Source organism: Lyngbya sp. CCY1209 (assembly GCF_035615495.1).
Classification (GTDB): Bacteria; Cyanobacteriota; Cyanobacteriia; order Cyanobacteriales; family Microcoleaceae; genus Limnospira.
Map to the genome: position 1 here is coordinate 23,526 of NZ_JAJENU010000498.1, position 16,235 is coordinate 39,760.

Annotated in this window: 14 protein-coding genes; 8 read left to right on the forward strand and 6 right to left on the reverse strand. The window is 55.2% G+C overall.

Translation table 11 applies throughout. The features are described from left to right. Positions 1-347: 347 nt before the first annotated feature. The gene (ppsA, locus tag LKE08_RS15775; RefSeq protein WP_324705200.1) at positions 348-2,771 is read right to left on the reverse strand and encodes a phosphoenolpyruvate synthase; all 2,424 of its coding nucleotides are present in this window, start codon (positions 2,769-2,771) and stop codon (positions 348-350) included. Positions 2,772-3,142: 371 nt separating this feature from the next. Here ppsA and LKE08_RS15780 point away from each other — a divergent pair, with 371 nt between their 5' ends. Then, positions 3,143-3,535 (forward strand): helix-turn-helix domain-containing protein, encoded by a 393-nt coding sequence (locus LKE08_RS15780; protein ID WP_324705201.1) that lies wholly within the window; start codon positions 3,143-3,145, stop codon positions 3,533-3,535. A 165-nt stretch (positions 3,536-3,700) separates the two neighbouring features. On the opposite strand, the gene LKE08_RS15785 is transcribed toward LKE08_RS15780, so the two are convergent. Beyond that, a complete protein-coding gene (locus LKE08_RS15785) occupies positions 3,701-4,132 on the reverse strand; it encodes a hypothetical protein (RefSeq protein WP_324705202.1) in 432 nt (143 codons plus the stop codon). Positions 4,133-4,328: 196 nt separating this feature from the next. Here LKE08_RS15785 and LKE08_RS15790 point away from each other — a divergent pair, with 196 nt between their 5' ends. From LKE08_RS15790 to LKE08_RS15810, 5 genes are all read left to right on the forward strand, one after another. Beyond that, entirely contained in the window at positions 4,329-5,438 is a 1,110-nt protein-coding gene (locus LKE08_RS15790) for a saccharopine dehydrogenase NADP-binding domain-containing protein (RefSeq protein WP_324705203.1), read from the forward strand. A 52-nt stretch (positions 5,439-5,490) separates the two neighbouring features. Further along, a complete protein-coding gene (locus LKE08_RS15795) occupies positions 5,491-5,655 on the forward strand; it encodes a hypothetical protein (protein WP_324705204.1) in 165 nt (54 codons plus the stop codon). A 127-nt stretch (positions 5,656-5,782) separates the two neighbouring features. Then, positions 5,783-5,935 (forward strand): type II toxin-antitoxin system HicB family antitoxin, encoded by a 153-nt coding sequence (locus LKE08_RS15800; RefSeq protein WP_324705205.1) that lies wholly within the window; start codon positions 5,783-5,785, stop codon positions 5,933-5,935. 141 nt (positions 5,936-6,076) lie between these two features. Beyond that, positions 6,077-7,330, forward strand: a complete 1,254-nt coding sequence (locus LKE08_RS15805) for an aspartate aminotransferase family protein (RefSeq protein ID WP_324705206.1) — start codon at positions 6,077-6,079, stop codon at positions 7,328-7,330. A 138-nt stretch (positions 7,331-7,468) separates the two neighbouring features. Continuing rightward, entirely contained in the window at positions 7,469-8,050 is a 582-nt protein-coding gene (locus LKE08_RS15810) for an FKBP-type peptidyl-prolyl cis-trans isomerase (protein ID WP_324705213.1), read from the forward strand. Here LKE08_RS15810 and LKE08_RS15815 read toward each other — a convergent pair whose 3' ends face one another. Together LKE08_RS15815 and LKE08_RS15820 are read right to left on the reverse strand one after the other, a co-directional pair. Then, positions 8,051-9,205 carry a response regulator gene (locus LKE08_RS15815; protein ID WP_324705207.1) on the reverse strand — a complete coding sequence of 385 codons (1,155 nt, stop codon included), beginning with the start codon at positions 9,203-9,205 and terminating at the stop codon, positions 8,051-8,053. A gap of 447 nt (positions 9,206-9,652) precedes the next feature. Then, positions 9,653-10,726 (reverse strand): thiamine phosphate synthase, encoded by a 1,074-nt coding sequence (locus LKE08_RS15820; protein WP_324705208.1) that lies wholly within the window; start codon positions 10,724-10,726, stop codon positions 9,653-9,655. A 209-nt stretch (positions 10,727-10,935) separates the two neighbouring features. On the opposite strand from LKE08_RS15820, the gene LKE08_RS15825 reads away from it, so the two are divergent. Continuing rightward, on the forward strand, positions 10,936-12,882 hold the full coding sequence (locus LKE08_RS15825) for a DUF1565 domain-containing protein (RefSeq protein ID WP_324705209.1): 1,947 nt from the start codon (positions 10,936-10,938) through the stop codon (positions 12,880-12,882). A gap of 495 nt (positions 12,883-13,377) precedes the next feature. Beyond that, on the forward strand, positions 13,378-14,211 hold the full coding sequence (locus LKE08_RS15830; protein ID WP_324705210.1) for a hypothetical protein: 834 nt from the start codon (positions 13,378-13,380) through the stop codon (positions 14,209-14,211). A gap of 16 nt (positions 14,212-14,227) precedes the next feature. Here LKE08_RS15830 and LKE08_RS15835 read toward each other — a convergent pair whose 3' ends face one another. Both LKE08_RS15835 and LKE08_RS15840 read right to left on the reverse strand, forming a co-directional pair. Then, positions 14,228-14,968, reverse strand: coding sequence for a peptidylprolyl isomerase (locus LKE08_RS15835; RefSeq protein WP_324705211.1), 741 nt, complete (start codon positions 14,966-14,968; stop codon positions 14,228-14,230). A gap of 54 nt (positions 14,969-15,022) precedes the next feature. Beyond that, positions 15,023-16,235 (reverse strand): calcium-binding protein (locus LKE08_RS15840; protein WP_324705212.1); only part of this gene is annotated, 1,213 nt, incomplete at its 5' end.

A 16,235-nucleotide genomic window follows, 5' to 3' on the forward strand; every position in this document is an offset into this window, starting at 1 on the left:
GACGAGCTTTGACCACTTGTGACCCAGCGATCGCACCATCTGGTATAATCTCCCCAGGATAAGATAGCAAAAAAAACTGCTTCGGCAAACACCGCCAAAGCAGTCATCTATCAGATCCGGCGATCGCCGGACTGACTTACACCACATCTTTCAAAATTCGGTTGCTAGATCTAGAAACCGGGTTTCTACCAATATCTCGATGGAGAAATCAATATCTTTCTAGAAACCCGGTTTCTTCCTCCCAACAGATAACGTAACTCGATCTAGAAACCGGGTTTCTACCAATATCTCGGTGGAGAACCCAACACCTTTCTAGAAACCCGGTTTCTTCCTCCCCACGAAATCCTTCATTCCTCCATTTTCGCCACATCCAACCGCGTCTTCAAAACCGAATCCGGATTCAGGCTGATCGAATCAATTCCAGCCTCCACCAAGAAGCGGGCGAACTCCGGATAATCGCTCGGCGCCTGACCGCAAATTCCGATTTTTCGGCCGTGTTTTTTCGCCGCCGCGATCGCCCATTTTACCATCCGTTTCACCGCCTCATCTCGTTCGTCGAAAATGTGCGCCACCAAGCCAGAATCCCGATCCAATCCCAACGTCAATTGGGTTAAATCGTTCGATCCGATGGAGAAGCCGTCGAACACCTGGCAAAACTCGTCCGCCAACAAAACGTTACTGGGCAACTCGCACATCACATAAACTTGCAAGCTATTTTCCCCCCGTTTCAAACCGTGTTTTTCCATCTCCGCCAACACGTTTCGCCCCTCCTCTGGCGTGCGACAGAACGGAATCATCGGAATCACGTTCGCCAGTCCCATCTCGTCCCGAACTCGCTTCAGAGCCCGACATTCCAACGCGAACGCCGCCCGATATTTGGAATCCGTATAGCGAGATGCCCCCCGCCACCCGATCATCGGGTTTTCTTCCTCGGGTTCAAATTGCCGACCGCCCAACAAATTGGCGTATTCGTTACTCTTGAAATCGCTCATCCGCACCACCACGGGATTGGGATAAAACGCGGCCGCGATCGTGCCGATGCCGTGGGCGAGTTTGTCCACAAAATAATCCGGTTTTTGCTCAAATCCCGCCGTCAGCCGTTCGATTTCCCGCCGCGCCGCCTCATCTTCAATGTCGTCAAAATGAATTAACGCCAGGGGATGAACTTTGATATGGTTGGCGATGATAAATTCCAGCCGCGCCAACCCCACGCCGTCGCAGGGAACAGAAGCCAGACGAAACGCCTCTTCCGGGTTGCCCACATTCATCAAAATTTGTGTCCGGGTTTTGGGGAGGTCATCGAGTACCGTTTCCGCGATCGCAAACGGAATCAAACCCTCGTAAACCTTGCCCGTTTCCCCCTCGGCACAGGAAACCGTCACCTCCTGACCCGATCGCACCGCATCCGTCGCATTTCCGCATCCTACAATTGCCGGAATTCCCATTTCTCGGGCAATAATTGCCGCGTGACAAGTCCGCCCCCCGGAATTGGTAATAATCGCCGAAGCCTTTTTCATGATCGGTTCCCAATCCGGATCGGTTTTTTGGGTGACGAGCACTTCACCGGGTCGGAATTCGTCGATCCGCTGCACGTTTAAAATAACTCGCGCCTTGCCCTGTCCGACGCGATCGCCAACGGCCCGACCTTCCGCCAACACCTCACCGCCGCCGTGGATGTGATACTGTCGCAGGACGCGATCGCACTTTTGAGATTCCACCGTCTCCGGGCGGGCCTGGACCACGAACAATTCCCCCGTTTGTCCATCTTTCGCCCACTCGATATCCATCGGGGAATAGCCGCCGCGAATTTGGGAATAGTGGTCCTCGATCGCCAGGGCCCACCGCGCCAGTTTCAGGATTTCATTGTCGCTGAGGGCGAATTGTCGCTGCTGGGCTTCCGGGACGGGGACGGTGCGGGTGGAGTGGGTGCGATCATAGATCATCTTCATCGCCTTGGACCCGAGGCGCTTTTCCAAAATCGGGCGGAATCCTTCCCGCAGGGTGGGTTTGAAAACTTTGTACTCGTCCGGGTTGACGGCCCCCTGGACCACCGTTTCCCCCAAACCGTAGGCGGCGGTGATCAGAACCGCGTTTTTGAAGCCGGTTTCCGTGTCGATGGAGAACATCACGCCGGAGGTGGCCAGGTCCGATCGCACCATTTTCTGGACGCCGATGGAGAGGGCGACGTCGAAATGATCGAATCCTTTTAACGTCCGGTAGGAGATGGCGCGATCGGTGAACAGGGAAGCGAAACACTTGCGGGTTGCCTGCAGGACCGCTTTCAAGCCGCGGATATTCAGGTAGGTTTCCTGCTGTCCGGCGAAGCTGGCGTCGGGGAGATCTTCGGCGGTGGCGGACGATCGCACCGCCACATCGGTTTCGCCGCCGTAGCGATCGCACAATTGTTGGTAGGCGAGGGCGATCGCTTCTTCCAGGTCGGGGGGCAAGAGGGTATTGGCGATCAGCGATCGGGCTTCGAGTCCGTGGCAGCGGAGGTTTTTGATATCTTCCACATCGAGATCGGCGAACAACTCCCGCAGGCGGGTTTCCAAATCGGCGTATTCGATAAAGCGACGGTAAGCCTCGGCGGTGATGGCGAACCCCTGGGGGACTTCGATGCCCCGGGGTCGCAGTTGCCGGATCATTTCGCCCAGGGAGGCATTTTTACCGCCCACCAAGGGCAGGTCTGCGAGTCCGACTTCCTCGAACCACAAAACGAGGGATTTGGACTTGTTAACCGGCGCTTTTTTTTGGGTGGATAGTTTCAACATGGGGTAAAAAACTCCAAATTAAAGTTGCCGCCAACGGGATGACGGCGCAGTTTTTATCGGTTTTATGAGAAACAGGGGCAGACCGGTTCCGTACCGCGATCGCCCATTTCTCCCTATTTTACTGAGTCCAGAAAATGATATTGCCGTTGATCCCCGGCTTTTTGTCGTGACATAAAGCCGGTTTTTCAATATTTATCGTCCGGACTTACGTTCGAGCTTGTGTTTTCTTTGACTGTACTTTTATTGTATTGTTTTTCTCATAAACGGCCATATCCCCCGGCCGTCGCCCACAGTTACCGGGCGAAAAAATTGGCGATTTCTCTGGAGTATGGGTTATTCTTAAAAAAGATTAAGAACATGAGGAACGCCCGATGAAAGTTAAGAAACGTAACGAATCGCCCACTTCATTAAGCCGCGATCGTTGCCGGGAGATCACCTGTCCGATACAATTTATTCTGGAGATCATCGGCAGCAAATGGTCGATCCAAATCCTGCGAGAACTCTTCCGAAGCGATTTGAGAACCCACGAATTGCTCGAAGCCCTGCCGGGGATCAGCACAAAAACCCTAACTATCCGATTGAGACAGTTAGAGCGCTACGGTTTATTAATCCGGACGGTTTACCCCGAAATCCCCCCCCACGTCGAATATTCCCTCACCGATAAAGGCCGGGAACTCAAACCGGTCATCCTGGCACTCAAACAAGTCGGAGAACTGTGGCTAGAGGAGAAACCCTGCGTCTGTCACTTGGAGTTGAGTGGGTAACCAATCCCCGCGAAGACAGCGACGGGGCTTTCTAGCCCTAACCTGTGAGAGTTGGGGTGTGGGGAGTAGGGAAAATGAAAAATGAAAAATGAAAAATACTAATTCCCTATTCCCGATTCCCGATTCCCGATTCCCGATTCCCGATTCCCGATTCCCTATTCCCGACTAACGTCCGATGCGGCCCGTGAAGCCGGAAGCCTTGAACTGTTCGAGTTTCAGGGGGGTTTTGAGGGCGGCGGGCACGGAAATCCTCAGTTCAAAGTCGCTCACCCCCGGGGGCACCACGTCGATGCTGCCGAGGCGGGTGCGGTTCTGCATGACGCGGTTATCGTTGGCGTCGTAGATGCGTCCGAAGATGTCGGCATCGACGACGGTTTTGCCAGAGGTGTTTTTGGCCTTTCCGGTGACGATGAAACAGTTGGCGTCTTGGATGGAACCGCTGGAAACCATGCCTTCGGAGAGTTCCGCCGGACAGTCTTTGTAGCCGAGATCGAATAATTCGACCTGAATCATCGCCCAGGCGGGGGGAGCCCACAGCCAACCGAGGAACCCGATGACGACGGACGCCAGGAGAGCGGGAAAAATTCGCGATCGCATAAAATTCACCCTATCGATTTCAATCTCTTAGCTTACCGCCCGGGGGGGGTTTCGGGGAATCCGGCGTGATAAACTGTCGCTGCGCGACGGGTGTAGGGTGTAGGGTGTAGGGTGTGGGGAAAGTCAAAAGTCAAATAACCGATTAGACTTGCGATAAACTGGGGAACGATCGCACATCCACACGAAACGACAGATTATGAATGCACGGGTTTTGATTCTCGGGGGCCAGGGCCGCATCGGTAGCAGTGTCGCCCGGGATCTGACTCAACACGCATCGGCGGAAATTACCGTCACCGGACGCAACGGCAGCACGGGGCGATCGGGGGATTTTCGCTATTTATCCTTAGATTTGGGCGATCGCGATAAGTTGCGAACTGCAATCGCCGAGTCGGATTTGGTGGTGCACTGTGCCGGTCCGTTTCACTACCGGGACACCGCCGTTCTGGAACACTGCATCGCCGAACGGGTCAATTATATCGACGTCAGCGACAACCGCAGCTTCACCCGCCGGATTTTGGAGCGGTGCGAGGCGGCGAAGGAAGCGGGGGTGACGGCTATTGTGAATAGCGGCATTTTTCCGGGCATTTCCAACAGTCTGGTGCGGCAGGGTGTGGAACAGTTGGACGAGGCGGACACCATCCACCTCAGTTATGTCGTCGGCGGCTCCGGCGGGGCGGGGTTGACGGTGATGCGAACCACCTTTTTGGGGCTGCAAAAACCCTTTGAAGTGTGGCTGGACGGCCAGTGGCAGACCGTCAAACCCTACAGCGATCGCGAAACAATCGAATTTCCCAAACCCTACGGAAAAACGGGAGTTTACTGGTTCGATATGCCCGAATGTTTCACCCTGGCGGAATCGTTTCCCGTCAAAACTGTGATCACCAAATTCGGCACGGCACCCGACTTTTACAATCACCTCACCTGGAGCGTCGCCCACTGGTGGCCGGCGAGTTGGCTGCAAAATCCCAACGTGATCGAATTCCTCTCCCACGTCAGCTATCAAATGACCGAAGTGACGGACAATTTCAGCGGCATCGGCGTGGCGGTGCGATCGCACGTCAGCGGCAAAAAAAACGGAAAACCCGCCCAATTCTGCTCCACCGTCGTCCACGATAATACCGCAGTTATTGCCGGCATCGGTACGGGGACGATCGCCCAGTTGATGTTAGAAAATCGCCTGCAAAAGCCCGGAGTTTTGCCCGTCGAGGAAGTTCTGCCGACGGCGTTGTTTGAGGAAATGATGGGCGATCGCAACATCGAGATTGTCAAATCTGGCCTGTCTCCCTCGGGTGAAGTACGACATTAAATCATTGAAAATCTGGGCGCAAGCCTTGCGCCCCTACAATCTAAAATTTACCATGAACACTCAATTAGTTGACTCCATCATTCAAGTCATTCGTTCACTCCCCGAAGCCGAACAAAAATCACTTGTCGAACAGCTCAATCAGTTATTCGATTTTTCTGAAAAATCCGAACCTTCCCCCCTTCAAGGCACAGTCCTGCGCTATGAAGCCTCCTTTTAACCGGCCGTTTCCGCAGAAGATTGGGAGGTTTTGGACACCGAAACCTCCCCGTCCATCGAATCGGATCTAAAAGTGAGCGATACTGTCAATTTAAAGAAAAAGTTGGAGATTTAAGGGGTAAATTTAAATGAAACTAAAAGTTGTCATTCATGAAGCAGAAGAAGGTGGATTTTGGGTCGAGGTTCCCGCCCTTCCCGGATGTGCCACCCAAGGCGATACCTTTGAGGAGTTGCTGGGGAATCTTTACGAAGCGATCGCGGGCTGTTTGTCGGCATCATGAGACGATCTTCCCCGACAGACATCCCCCCGCCGATGTCATCAAATCCTGACTCCGTGAAGCCCATCGCGATGCGATCGCCCCCAGCGACAGGGAATTTTCCCGTAAAATCGAGGATCAGCAGCAAATTATAAGGAGCCATTCGTGAGTCCGGAAACATTAACAAAAACTGGGACCCCATTCAGTATCGATCGCTTCGATGCCAACGTCATGACCACCTACGGGCGGTTTCCCATCGCCCTCGAACGGGGGGAAGGCTCTCGGGTGTGGGATACGGAGGGGCGGGAATATCTCGACTTCGTGGCGGGAATCGCCACCTGCACCCTCGGACACGCCCACCCGGCCTTAATTGAAGCGGTGACGCGGCAAATTCAAAAACTGCACCACGTCTCCAACCTCTACTACATCCCCGAACAGGGCGAGTTAGCGGCGTGGCTGACGCAACATTCGGCCGGCGATCGCGTCTTTTTCTGCAACTCCGGCGCCGAAGCCAACGAAGGGGCGATCAAGTTAGCCCGCAAGTACGCCCACGATCGCCTCAATATCGAAGATCCGGTCATCGTCACCGCCCACGCCAGCTTCCACGGACGCACCCTGGCGACCATCACCGCCACCGGACAGCCCAAATACCAAAAGGGTTTCAGCCCCCTGGTTCCCGGCTTCGTTTACGCCCCCTACAACGACCTAGCCGCCCTGGAAACGACGATCGCGGAAATCGACAAAGACGGGCGGCGGGTGGCTGCAATTCTGCTGGAAGCCCTGCAGGGCGAGGGCGGCGTCCGTCCGGGCGATCGCGAGTATTTCCAAAAAATTCGCCAGATCTGCGACGAAAAGGGCATCCTGCTGATCCTCGACGAAGTTCAGGTCGGAATGGGACGCAGCGGCAAATGGTGGGGGTACGAAAATCTGGGTATCGAACCGGATATTTTCACCTCCGCCAAGGGACTCGGCGGCGGCATCCCCATCGGGGCCCTGCTGTGCAAGTCCTCCTGCGACGTGTTTGAACCCGGAAACCACGCCAGCACCTTCGGCGGGAACCCCTTCGCCTGCGGGGTGGCGTTGGCGGTGTGTCAGACCCTGGAACGGGAAAACCTGCTGGAAAACGTGCAGAAACGGGGGGAACAGTTGCGGAACCGACTGGAGGCGATCGCGACTCAGTATCCCAGTTTAGTTGCCGAAGTGCGGGGTTGGGGTTTGATCAATGGCATGGAATTGAGGGCCGATGTTGAACTGACTTCCATTGAAGTGGTGAATGCGGCGATCGCTCAAGGGGTGTTGCTGGTCCCCGCCGGCCCGAAAGTGGTGCGGTTCGTGCCCCCGTTAATTGTCAATGAAGCGGAGGTTGACCGGGCCTGTGATGCGGTCGAAAAAGCCCTGGCAACCTTGAGTCCATCTTGATGAAAACGTCCTCCCAATCCCCCCTAAAACGGGGGGGAGAAGCGATCGATTCGATTCGATTTGATGAAATACTGGTGCAAAATCGGGTAGACTTTCAAGATGAGAAAAGGTCAATTCCGGACAGAGGAGGATGTGAAGGTGCGAGAAATTTTGATCAGTTTTGGAGTGATCGCGGTCTGCTCGATTGTTCTCATTATTGCTCAGATCGCCTATTCTGGACAGGAAGCGAACGCCTCGAATGCCGGGTCGCCGGTGACAACCGAAACCGTGACCCCCATTCAGGAGCGGAAAGTTGACCCCAATCCCCTACTCTCCCGAGGCGTGGCGCCCTCCGAAAACGTAACGATCGCTCAAAATATGGCTAATACAGAAGAAAACACGATTACCACCGATTCCGGCCTCCAGTACGTCGAAATCGAGGCGGGAGACGGTGCGAGTCCCCAACGGGGTCAAACCGTTGTGGTCCACTACACCGGGACCCTCGAAGACGGGACGAAATTCGACAGTTCCCGCGATCGCAACCGGCCGTTTTCCTTTAAAATCGGGGTCGGCCAAGTCATCAAAGGCTGGGATGAGGGTGTCGCCTCCATGCAAGTGGGGGGACGCCGGAAACTCATCATCCCCCCGGATTTGGGCTACGGTGCCCGCGGCGCCGGCGGCGTGATTCCCCCCAACGCCACCCTGATTTTCGATGTCGAATTGTTGAAAATTGCCGGATAGCTACATCTGCTGTGGGGGCGGTTCGCGAACCGCCCCCACACCCCGCGGCAACGGTTGCAGCGTCAAATTGATGCCGTCCCCCAGTTTTTGTACCGTCATTTGATAGGATTTTTCCTGAAATTCGACCTTCTTCTGAAAGGGCTTGCCGGTTTTCACGACTTCAATGAAAGGTTGAATCACATCGACATCGAGTCGGGCAAACCAATGGCTGCATTCTTCATCGTAGATGGGCTGGTTTTTGCCCATCTCAAAGCATCGCCGAAACGCCGGGTTAGCCAGCAAACACCGAAAATCGACAATTTCCCCATCGAGGGAGTTCCGCACCGCCTCAAACGCCGCGATTCCGTAGCGAGTCTGGTGGAGGACACTCGACAAGATCAGTCGGGACTGATACAGCATTTCGATCGTCTGCTGATGGTCTTGGATTTCCTGTTCCCAGGCTTCCTGCTGCTTTTTGAGTTTGACCTGGTAGGAGACTCGCGCCAAAACTTCGTGGGATTGGAACGGTTTGGAAACGTAGTCGCTGCCCCCCAATCTGAACGCTTTTACCTTGTCAATTTCTTCTTGAATCGCGCTGATGAAAATAATCGGAATCCCCTTAGTGACGGGATTTTTCTTGATTTTTTCACAGACTTCATATCCGTTCATATTCGGCATCAAAATATCTAACAAAATCAGATCGGGTATATTTCGTTCCAGGTACAATAGGGCATCCTCTCCGCCGGTGGCGCTGCGAACTTGATAGCCATTTTTTTTTAAAAGTCGGGACAGGGTTTTTAAATTGTCGATGCGATCGTCTATGATTAAAATTGTCCCGCAACAGCTTTGGTCGTCATCCTCTAAATCCACCGATGCCATGAGCTGAAATTTTCCATTTTCCAGTAAACAAAGCATCAGTTCGCGAAAATGAGATTTGTTTATTTTATACTCAAAAACTTCCGAGAGCAGCTTCCACAGGGAGGATGAAACGTTTCTCGTATGTCCCGGACTCAAGTGCAAGGAATTGGCGATATCGTCGTAGGAAAAGTTATTCCATACGGCTTCTAATATCCTTTGTTGTTGGAGGTTTAACTTGATTTTTTGGTTCAAATAAACTTTTTTCTGGATGCATTCGAGGGCATCGGGAAAAGAGTATCGACTGTTTTCTTGTTTCACTGCACTGATAGAGAGTAACAACACCTTTGTCGCACCCGGTTAAGATTAAAGATACCACACCCGAGAATGGGTTCGAGCCGTGCCGTGACAAAAATTAACTTTGACTCAATAAAAATTGACTCTAACCTGACAAGAATTACCTCTCCGACTATGACAAACCGAATCCGAATTGCCGATTGGGTTCGGTCATTGATGGTTATATCGCCGCCGGCCCAATCTTCTTCGATGTCAACCTGAATGGAGTTTGATAGCAACGATCGCTGGCCTAGTTACACGCCGGACGGGTGAGAATTGTCAATCCCTACTCCCTACGACCGACTCCCTACTCCCATTTCTAGAGCTTGTAACGACACGATCGCGCACTGCTATACCTGAACCGCTCGGGAATCAATTCTTGACCTCTCAGCCTCCCTGACCGACTTGGGGGGGCCGTTTCATCGGGGGATTTTAGGAGAGAATTTTACGATCGCGCAAGGTTTTGATCCGGGTAAATTGGGAGAGAAAATACTGCGTCACCAGGGTCGGCTGTTCCGCGTGCATCAGGGCCCGCACCACCGCCACCCGTTCGGCGCCCGCGAGTAGGACATCATCAAAATTATTCATGTTGATGCCGCCGATCGCAAACCAGGGTATCGAGGCATTGCGAGTGGCGTGGCGGACGTAGTCCAAACCCGCCGCCGGCTTGTCCACTTTGGTGGGAGTGGCGTACACCGGACCGACGCCGATATAGTCCGCCCCCTCGGCGATCGCCCGTTTCATTTCCTCGGGGTTCGTCGTCGATCGCCCCACGATGTGCTGGGGTCCGAGAAGCTGTTTGGCAACGGCGATGGGGAGGTCCTGCTGTCCCAGATGCACCCCGTCGGCATTCACGGCGATGGCAATATCGACGCGATCGTTGACCAAAAATAGGGCATCGTAGCGGCGGCAAAGCTGGCACAACTTTTGGGCGTTGTCCAGGCGCAGGGCGTCATCGGACTCCTTATCCCGATATTGAACAATTGTCAACCCCCCCTGCAAGGCTGCCTCCACCACGGAAAACAGGCGATCGTTCGGGGACGTCACCAGGTACAGGCGGGCGGTTTGCAGCTTCTGATGGCGTCCATAAGCCAACAAATTGCTCTCCAAGGTATACACCCGGTAGCGCATCTGTTTCACCGCTGCCCCCATCTCCGGGTGGTACACCTTGCCGTATTCTTCCAAAACCCGCAGGGCCTCTTCCACCCGGCAGAAATTAGCTTGCAGCACCTGTTCCAATCCCTCCCGGCTCTCCTCCCGGGGGTGGCTCAACTCCGTGCCCACATCCGCGACGGTATCCCGGGACATCCGCAATTCGTTTCCATGCCACTGGGCGAGTTCCTGCCGCAGTTCCTTGCACTCCCGGGCCATGTCGGAGTGGTCCAACCCGAAGCGACACCACTCCTCGATTGTCCGGATACCCTCCCGCGCCCGATCCAAATTCGCGTCGAGAATCCGATACAGCGCCGGCTGTGCCAGTTTGTTGCCACTGTTTAGATCGCCCATCAAAACTCCCTCAACTCCGGTAAAGCCGTCGATTGTTGCCCGAGAAAAAATTGCCGCAGGTTACTATACCAGATTTTTTGCGGCCTTTGGGGAAGCGGGCTTAAGAATTCTTAACAGGATCGAAAATCAGGCGGGGCCAGAATGAGGCATACTTGACGACAACCGTTTGAAAACTCAACGAAAATGTAACAGTTTGTCGGAGTACAGCCGTGAGTTCAACATCCCCCCGCAACTGTCAACCCCCCACCGTCCGGGAGTTCTCAAAGGCCCCGCCGCCTCCCGCCGGTGACTCGAACCGCCCCTTGAACTCACCCTCGTCAACGCCTTCTGACAATTGCGCCGGCCTGAAACCGTCCCCGGCGATCGCCTGGGGACACCTGCTCCCCGCCGCGGCCCTCGCCAGTTTGAGTCTGCTGGGGATGAGCGCCGCAGTCCGGGCGCTCCCCCCGTCTCCCTTTCCCGTGGCCCAGGCCGCCCCCACCGTCGCCGATTCGATGAGCGTCATTTACGTCAGTTCTTCGACGGGGAACGATTCCGGAAACGGCACCCAAGCTTCACCGCTGAGGACGATAACCCAAGCGCTGCAAAGGGCCCGGCCCAACACCGCGATCGTACTGGCGCCGGGCACCTACAGCGCCCAGACGGGGGAGGTGTTTCCGCTGATGCTCAAACCCAATGTCACGGTGCAGGGCGACCCCCAAAATCGGGGGGCCAATATCGTCATTTCCGGGGGCGGGCCGTTCACGAGCCGCACCTTCGCCACCCAGAGCATCGCGATTTTGGGCGCCAACGCCGCCCGGTTGAGCGGGGTGACGGTGACGAATCCCAACGATCGCGGTTACGGGTTGTGGATCGAATCGACGTCGATGGTTGTTTCCAACAACACGTTTACCGGCAATCTCCACGACGGGATCTCGGTGGTGGGGGCGGGGGCTCCCCTGATCCAGGACAATCGCTTCGCCGACAATGGCGCCAACGGCATCACCGTCTTCGGTTCGGCTAGGCCGGAAATCCGCGACAACGAGTTTCAAAATACCGGGTTCGGCATCAATATCGCCCAAAAGTCGGCGCCGTTCGTGGTGGGAAATCGGATTATTTACAATCGGGACGGGGTGGTGATCCAGGCCAGTGCTCGCCCGGTGTTGCGAAATAATTATATCGAGCAGAATCAACGGGACGGGATCGTGGCGATCGCGCGATCGCTCCCGGATCTGGGGACGTCGCAAGAACCGGGGCAGAATGTGATCCGCAACAACGGCCGCTACGACGTCAACAACGGCACGGAGGGACTCACCCTGCAGGCCTACGGCAACGAGTTGGCGACGACCCAGATCGCCGGATTGCTGGATGTGGGGGGGACCTACCGGGCACCGGCTGAACCCTCCGCCATCGCCACCGGACTCCTGAGACGGCCCCAGGGGGAAACCAACGACCCCGCCGCCATTTCTCCCCTCAACGAGGCGGCTTCGCTGCCGGTTTACCTGCCGGAGTCGGACGTTTCTCCGGAGGCGGTTCGCGATAGCGCACCGATCCGCGACAGCGCACCGATCGCCGCCCAACCCCCGACCCCCACCGCCTCGGAGGCGATCCCGATCCCGGTCCCCCCGCCGGAAACTCCCCGGGCGGCGGCCCCCGCCTCCCCGCCGCCGGCCGAGTCCCCTTCCCGATCTTCGACGGGTTCCCTGCTGTTGTCCCTGTTGAATCGGGCGATTTTTGACCGCCCCCCCTCGGAAGCGACTTCGACTTCGATTCCGGTGCCCCCTCCCCAAACTCAATCGACCATCACGGCCGCACCTCCGGCGGTTTCGCCCTCGGGAGATATCCTGCCGGTTCCGGGCGGCAACATTCCCATCGGCAGCGGCGGGGGCCAGCTTCCCAGCGCGGTGGCGGCGGATCTCCCGGCTTCGAGTTCCCGGCCTTCCCTGGCGCCGGTGACGGCGGCTCTGATGGGGTTGCGTTACCGCGTCGTGGTACTCGATGCGGGCAATCCGGTTCTGCAACGGGTGCGATCGCTGGTTCCCGAGGCGTTCCAAACGGTGGTGGACGGCCGGTCGGTGATCCAGGCGGGGGCGTTCCGCGATCGCTATCGGGCGGATCAATTGCTGCGACAACTGCGACAGTACGGGTTGAATGCCGAGATGCAGCCGTTCAATTGATCTCGCCATCGGCTCTCGGTCGGATGCCCGCGACGGGCATCCGATTTTTCGCGGGTTTTCCCTACACCCAACACCCCACCGATCACACCCAACTCTACGGCAAATCCGGTCAAATACACCCCTCAAAAAAGATAGCCGAATGCGGTGTTTCCGAGACTCCGAGGGATTTTATACGTCAATTTCTGGATGATTTTAAGGGGGGTAAACCGGATTTTAACGGTTGCGATCGCCGGTTCGTTCATCATAAATTTACATTTCCAGACCCTTTTTTACCGAATCTTATCAAACACCGACCTCCAATTCGTGATATGTTTTAAGTTTATCAATCCATAATTTTAATTGTTTTTACAAAAGTTTTATCGAAAACTCGACACTCTTTAAATAACGACCTTTTTTTCTAGGTGATAATTCAATAACATGGGTGAGTAGAGAGAAGAAATAAATCTCTATTTGCTCTGGATATTTAGCGTCGATTTGACTCACTATAAATTTGCCATGAATTTCCCCAAAGCCAATATTTTGATCGCATTTTCAACCCTGTCTGTCGCTCTCTTCAACGCTCCCGGATGGGAAGTCAAACCGGCCGGGGCGGCGACATTTGCGAACTCGACCGGAGTCGTTGAAATTGATAATTTCAGCCACAGACCGGAGTCCGTTTCGACCCTGGCGGAAACCGACACATTTACATTTTCCAGCGGCGGCTCGGTAACGGCGATCGCCGATGCCGATGCCGTTATCACCAACCCCCCTTGTCTTCCCGAGATTTGTTTTCCAACCGTAGCGGGCAATTATTCCTCTTCTAGTGCCTTCGGAGAGGGTTCGGAATATCTGGGAGTTGCCCAGAGTACGGCTGCAGTAATCGCCCGCAATTTTTACCTGGGAGCGGGAGAAACATTTTCCTTTGACTTTCGCTCATTTCTGGGACTGGGGACGAGCATCGACACCAGCCCCAAAGAGGCGGCAAACGCCTTGGGAAACATCGCCTTTTATCTGTTTGACAGCAGCCGCCCCGAAACCCATTTCGGATTCTTGAATATTTCCGGCGGGTTGAATACGGCGGGTTCCGAGGATTTTCTGACGGTTGACGCCAGCGATTCTTTCAATCTGGCTCAGACTCTCAATACCTCATTTGGCGGGTTTGAAGAATATGCCTTAGCCGAGGTGGCGGGGAATTTTTCGTACACCTTTGAGGACGCGACTTATCTGACATTGCTGGAAGTCAAAACCAATCAAGTCATGGTCAAGGCCCCCGAACCGTCCGGCACGATCGCCCTGTTGCTCCTGAGCGGGTTCGGGAGTGCGATCGCTCTCAAAAAGAAATCTCGCTAACTGACCGGATAATTGCTCAAAGACTGGCGTTGCTGAGGGCGTAGTTGAGTTCGCTGGCGAGCCAGTTTTTGAACATTCTCTGGAGAATTTCTTGGCGACACTCGGGGGTGAGTTCGGCGGGGATAAACTCCTCGACTTTCAGGAGGTGATATCCCTGCTCTGTAGCAATCGGGCCGAGGAGTTCGCCCGGGGTCGCGCCGAAAACCACCGCCGCGATTTGAGGGGGCAAATTCGTCCGTCCGAGTTTGCCTTCGTAGCCACACATCGTCCGCCTGCGGTCGTCGATATCGTAGAGGTGGGCGGCGTGATAGAAGCTGATTTCTTCTTCCTCAATTTGGTACAACAATTCCCGAGCCAGCCGTTCGTAAGGGACGACAATTTGATAGAGTAGAATCCGCTCGAATTCCAGGCGGTTTTGGGCGAAATACTTTTCGACTTCGGAACCAAATAGGGCTTCGGAGAGTTTTTGGGCGAGGATGCGATCGCGGATTCCGGCTTCCCAATCGTCGGGGGAAATCATCTGATCAGCCAGCCAAGCCAGGGTGTCCGACGCCTTTTCCAACCGCAACGCCAGCCGCTGGCGATCGGCTTCAGCCTGAATGTCATCTTCCGTCACCGTAATATTTCTCTCCTGACTAGCTCTCTCAACTAACTTCTGATAAAATATTTGATTGCACACTTCCTTCATCTTCAATTCACGCTTGAGGAAGTCTGCAATCTCGTGTAGATCGACGGAAGCCCTGAAAGAGTCAGTCATTGGAATCATTATCACGTAATTAGGCTAAAGTTTACAACGTTTGTCTATTTTCAATCAAGTGAAAAAGTCGATGTGTGTCAGGTCGGGGAGCTGACTGTTAACCGTCCCCAAAACGACGGCGAGAACCGAGGCATCGGTATTGAGAACGTAAGTGTCACCGATACCATCCCCATTAAAGTCATTGGTTTCGAGGGTGATATCCTCCGGAGTCAGTCCGCCGCCCAAACCGATGCGATCGCCTTCGGTTGCATCAAAGTCTACCACCAAATCGGGGCCGTTTTCGGGCGCCAAAATAAAGGTATCCGCACCGTCCCCACCACTCAAAACGTCCGCCCCCTTGTCGCCCCAGAGGATATCGTCGCCCGCCATTCCCAGCAGGATATCATTTCCCTGTCCGCCTTGCAGGCTGTCGTTGCCGTCCCCGCCATCGACGGTATCGTTGCCGGCGTTGCCGGTGAGGATGTCGTCTCCCGCCTCGCCGAAAATGCGATCGTCCCCCTCAAAACCCGAGAGACTCTCGCCCCCGGCAGTGCCCAAAATTTCGTCGGAAACTTCACTTCCCGAAACCGCCTCGCCCGTCGAGGGGATATCGTCGCGGGGTATGGCGACAGTTTCTTCTGAAACCGCCGCGAGATCGTCCGCATTCACGCCTCCCAAAACCACCGCCAGAACGGAACCGTCGGCGTCGAGGACGGAGGTGGCATCCAAGCCCTCAAATACGATCGCCTCCAGGCTGACATCCTCTACCGTCAGTCCGCCACCCAAACCGATGCGATCGCCTTCACTTGCATCAAAGTCTACCACCAAATCGGGGCCGTTTTCGGGTGCCAAAATAAAGGTATCCGCACCGTCCCCACCACTCAAAACATCCGCCCCTTTGTCTCCCCGGAGAACATCGTCACCTGCCATTCCCAGCAGGACATCATCTCCCTGTCCACCCAGCAGGCTATCGTTGCCATCCCCGCCATCGACGGTATCGTTGCCGGCGTTGCCGTTGAGGGTGTCATTTCCGTCCCCGCCGGAGACGGTATCGCTCCCTTCGAGGGCGGAAAATTCATTGTCTGTGCGATCGCCTTCAAGAACGTCATTTCCATCCGTACCCATTTGGGGTTCGGTGATGACGGGTTCCGCCGGGCTCTCGTCTGCTTCGCCGGCAGAATTATCGGTTTCGGCGGTATCCGAACTGTCCATTTCCGCATCTCCGGCAGTGGCTGTAGCTTCCGTTTCCGCCTCGTTGGAAGATGCGATCGCACTGGCACTTCCGCTG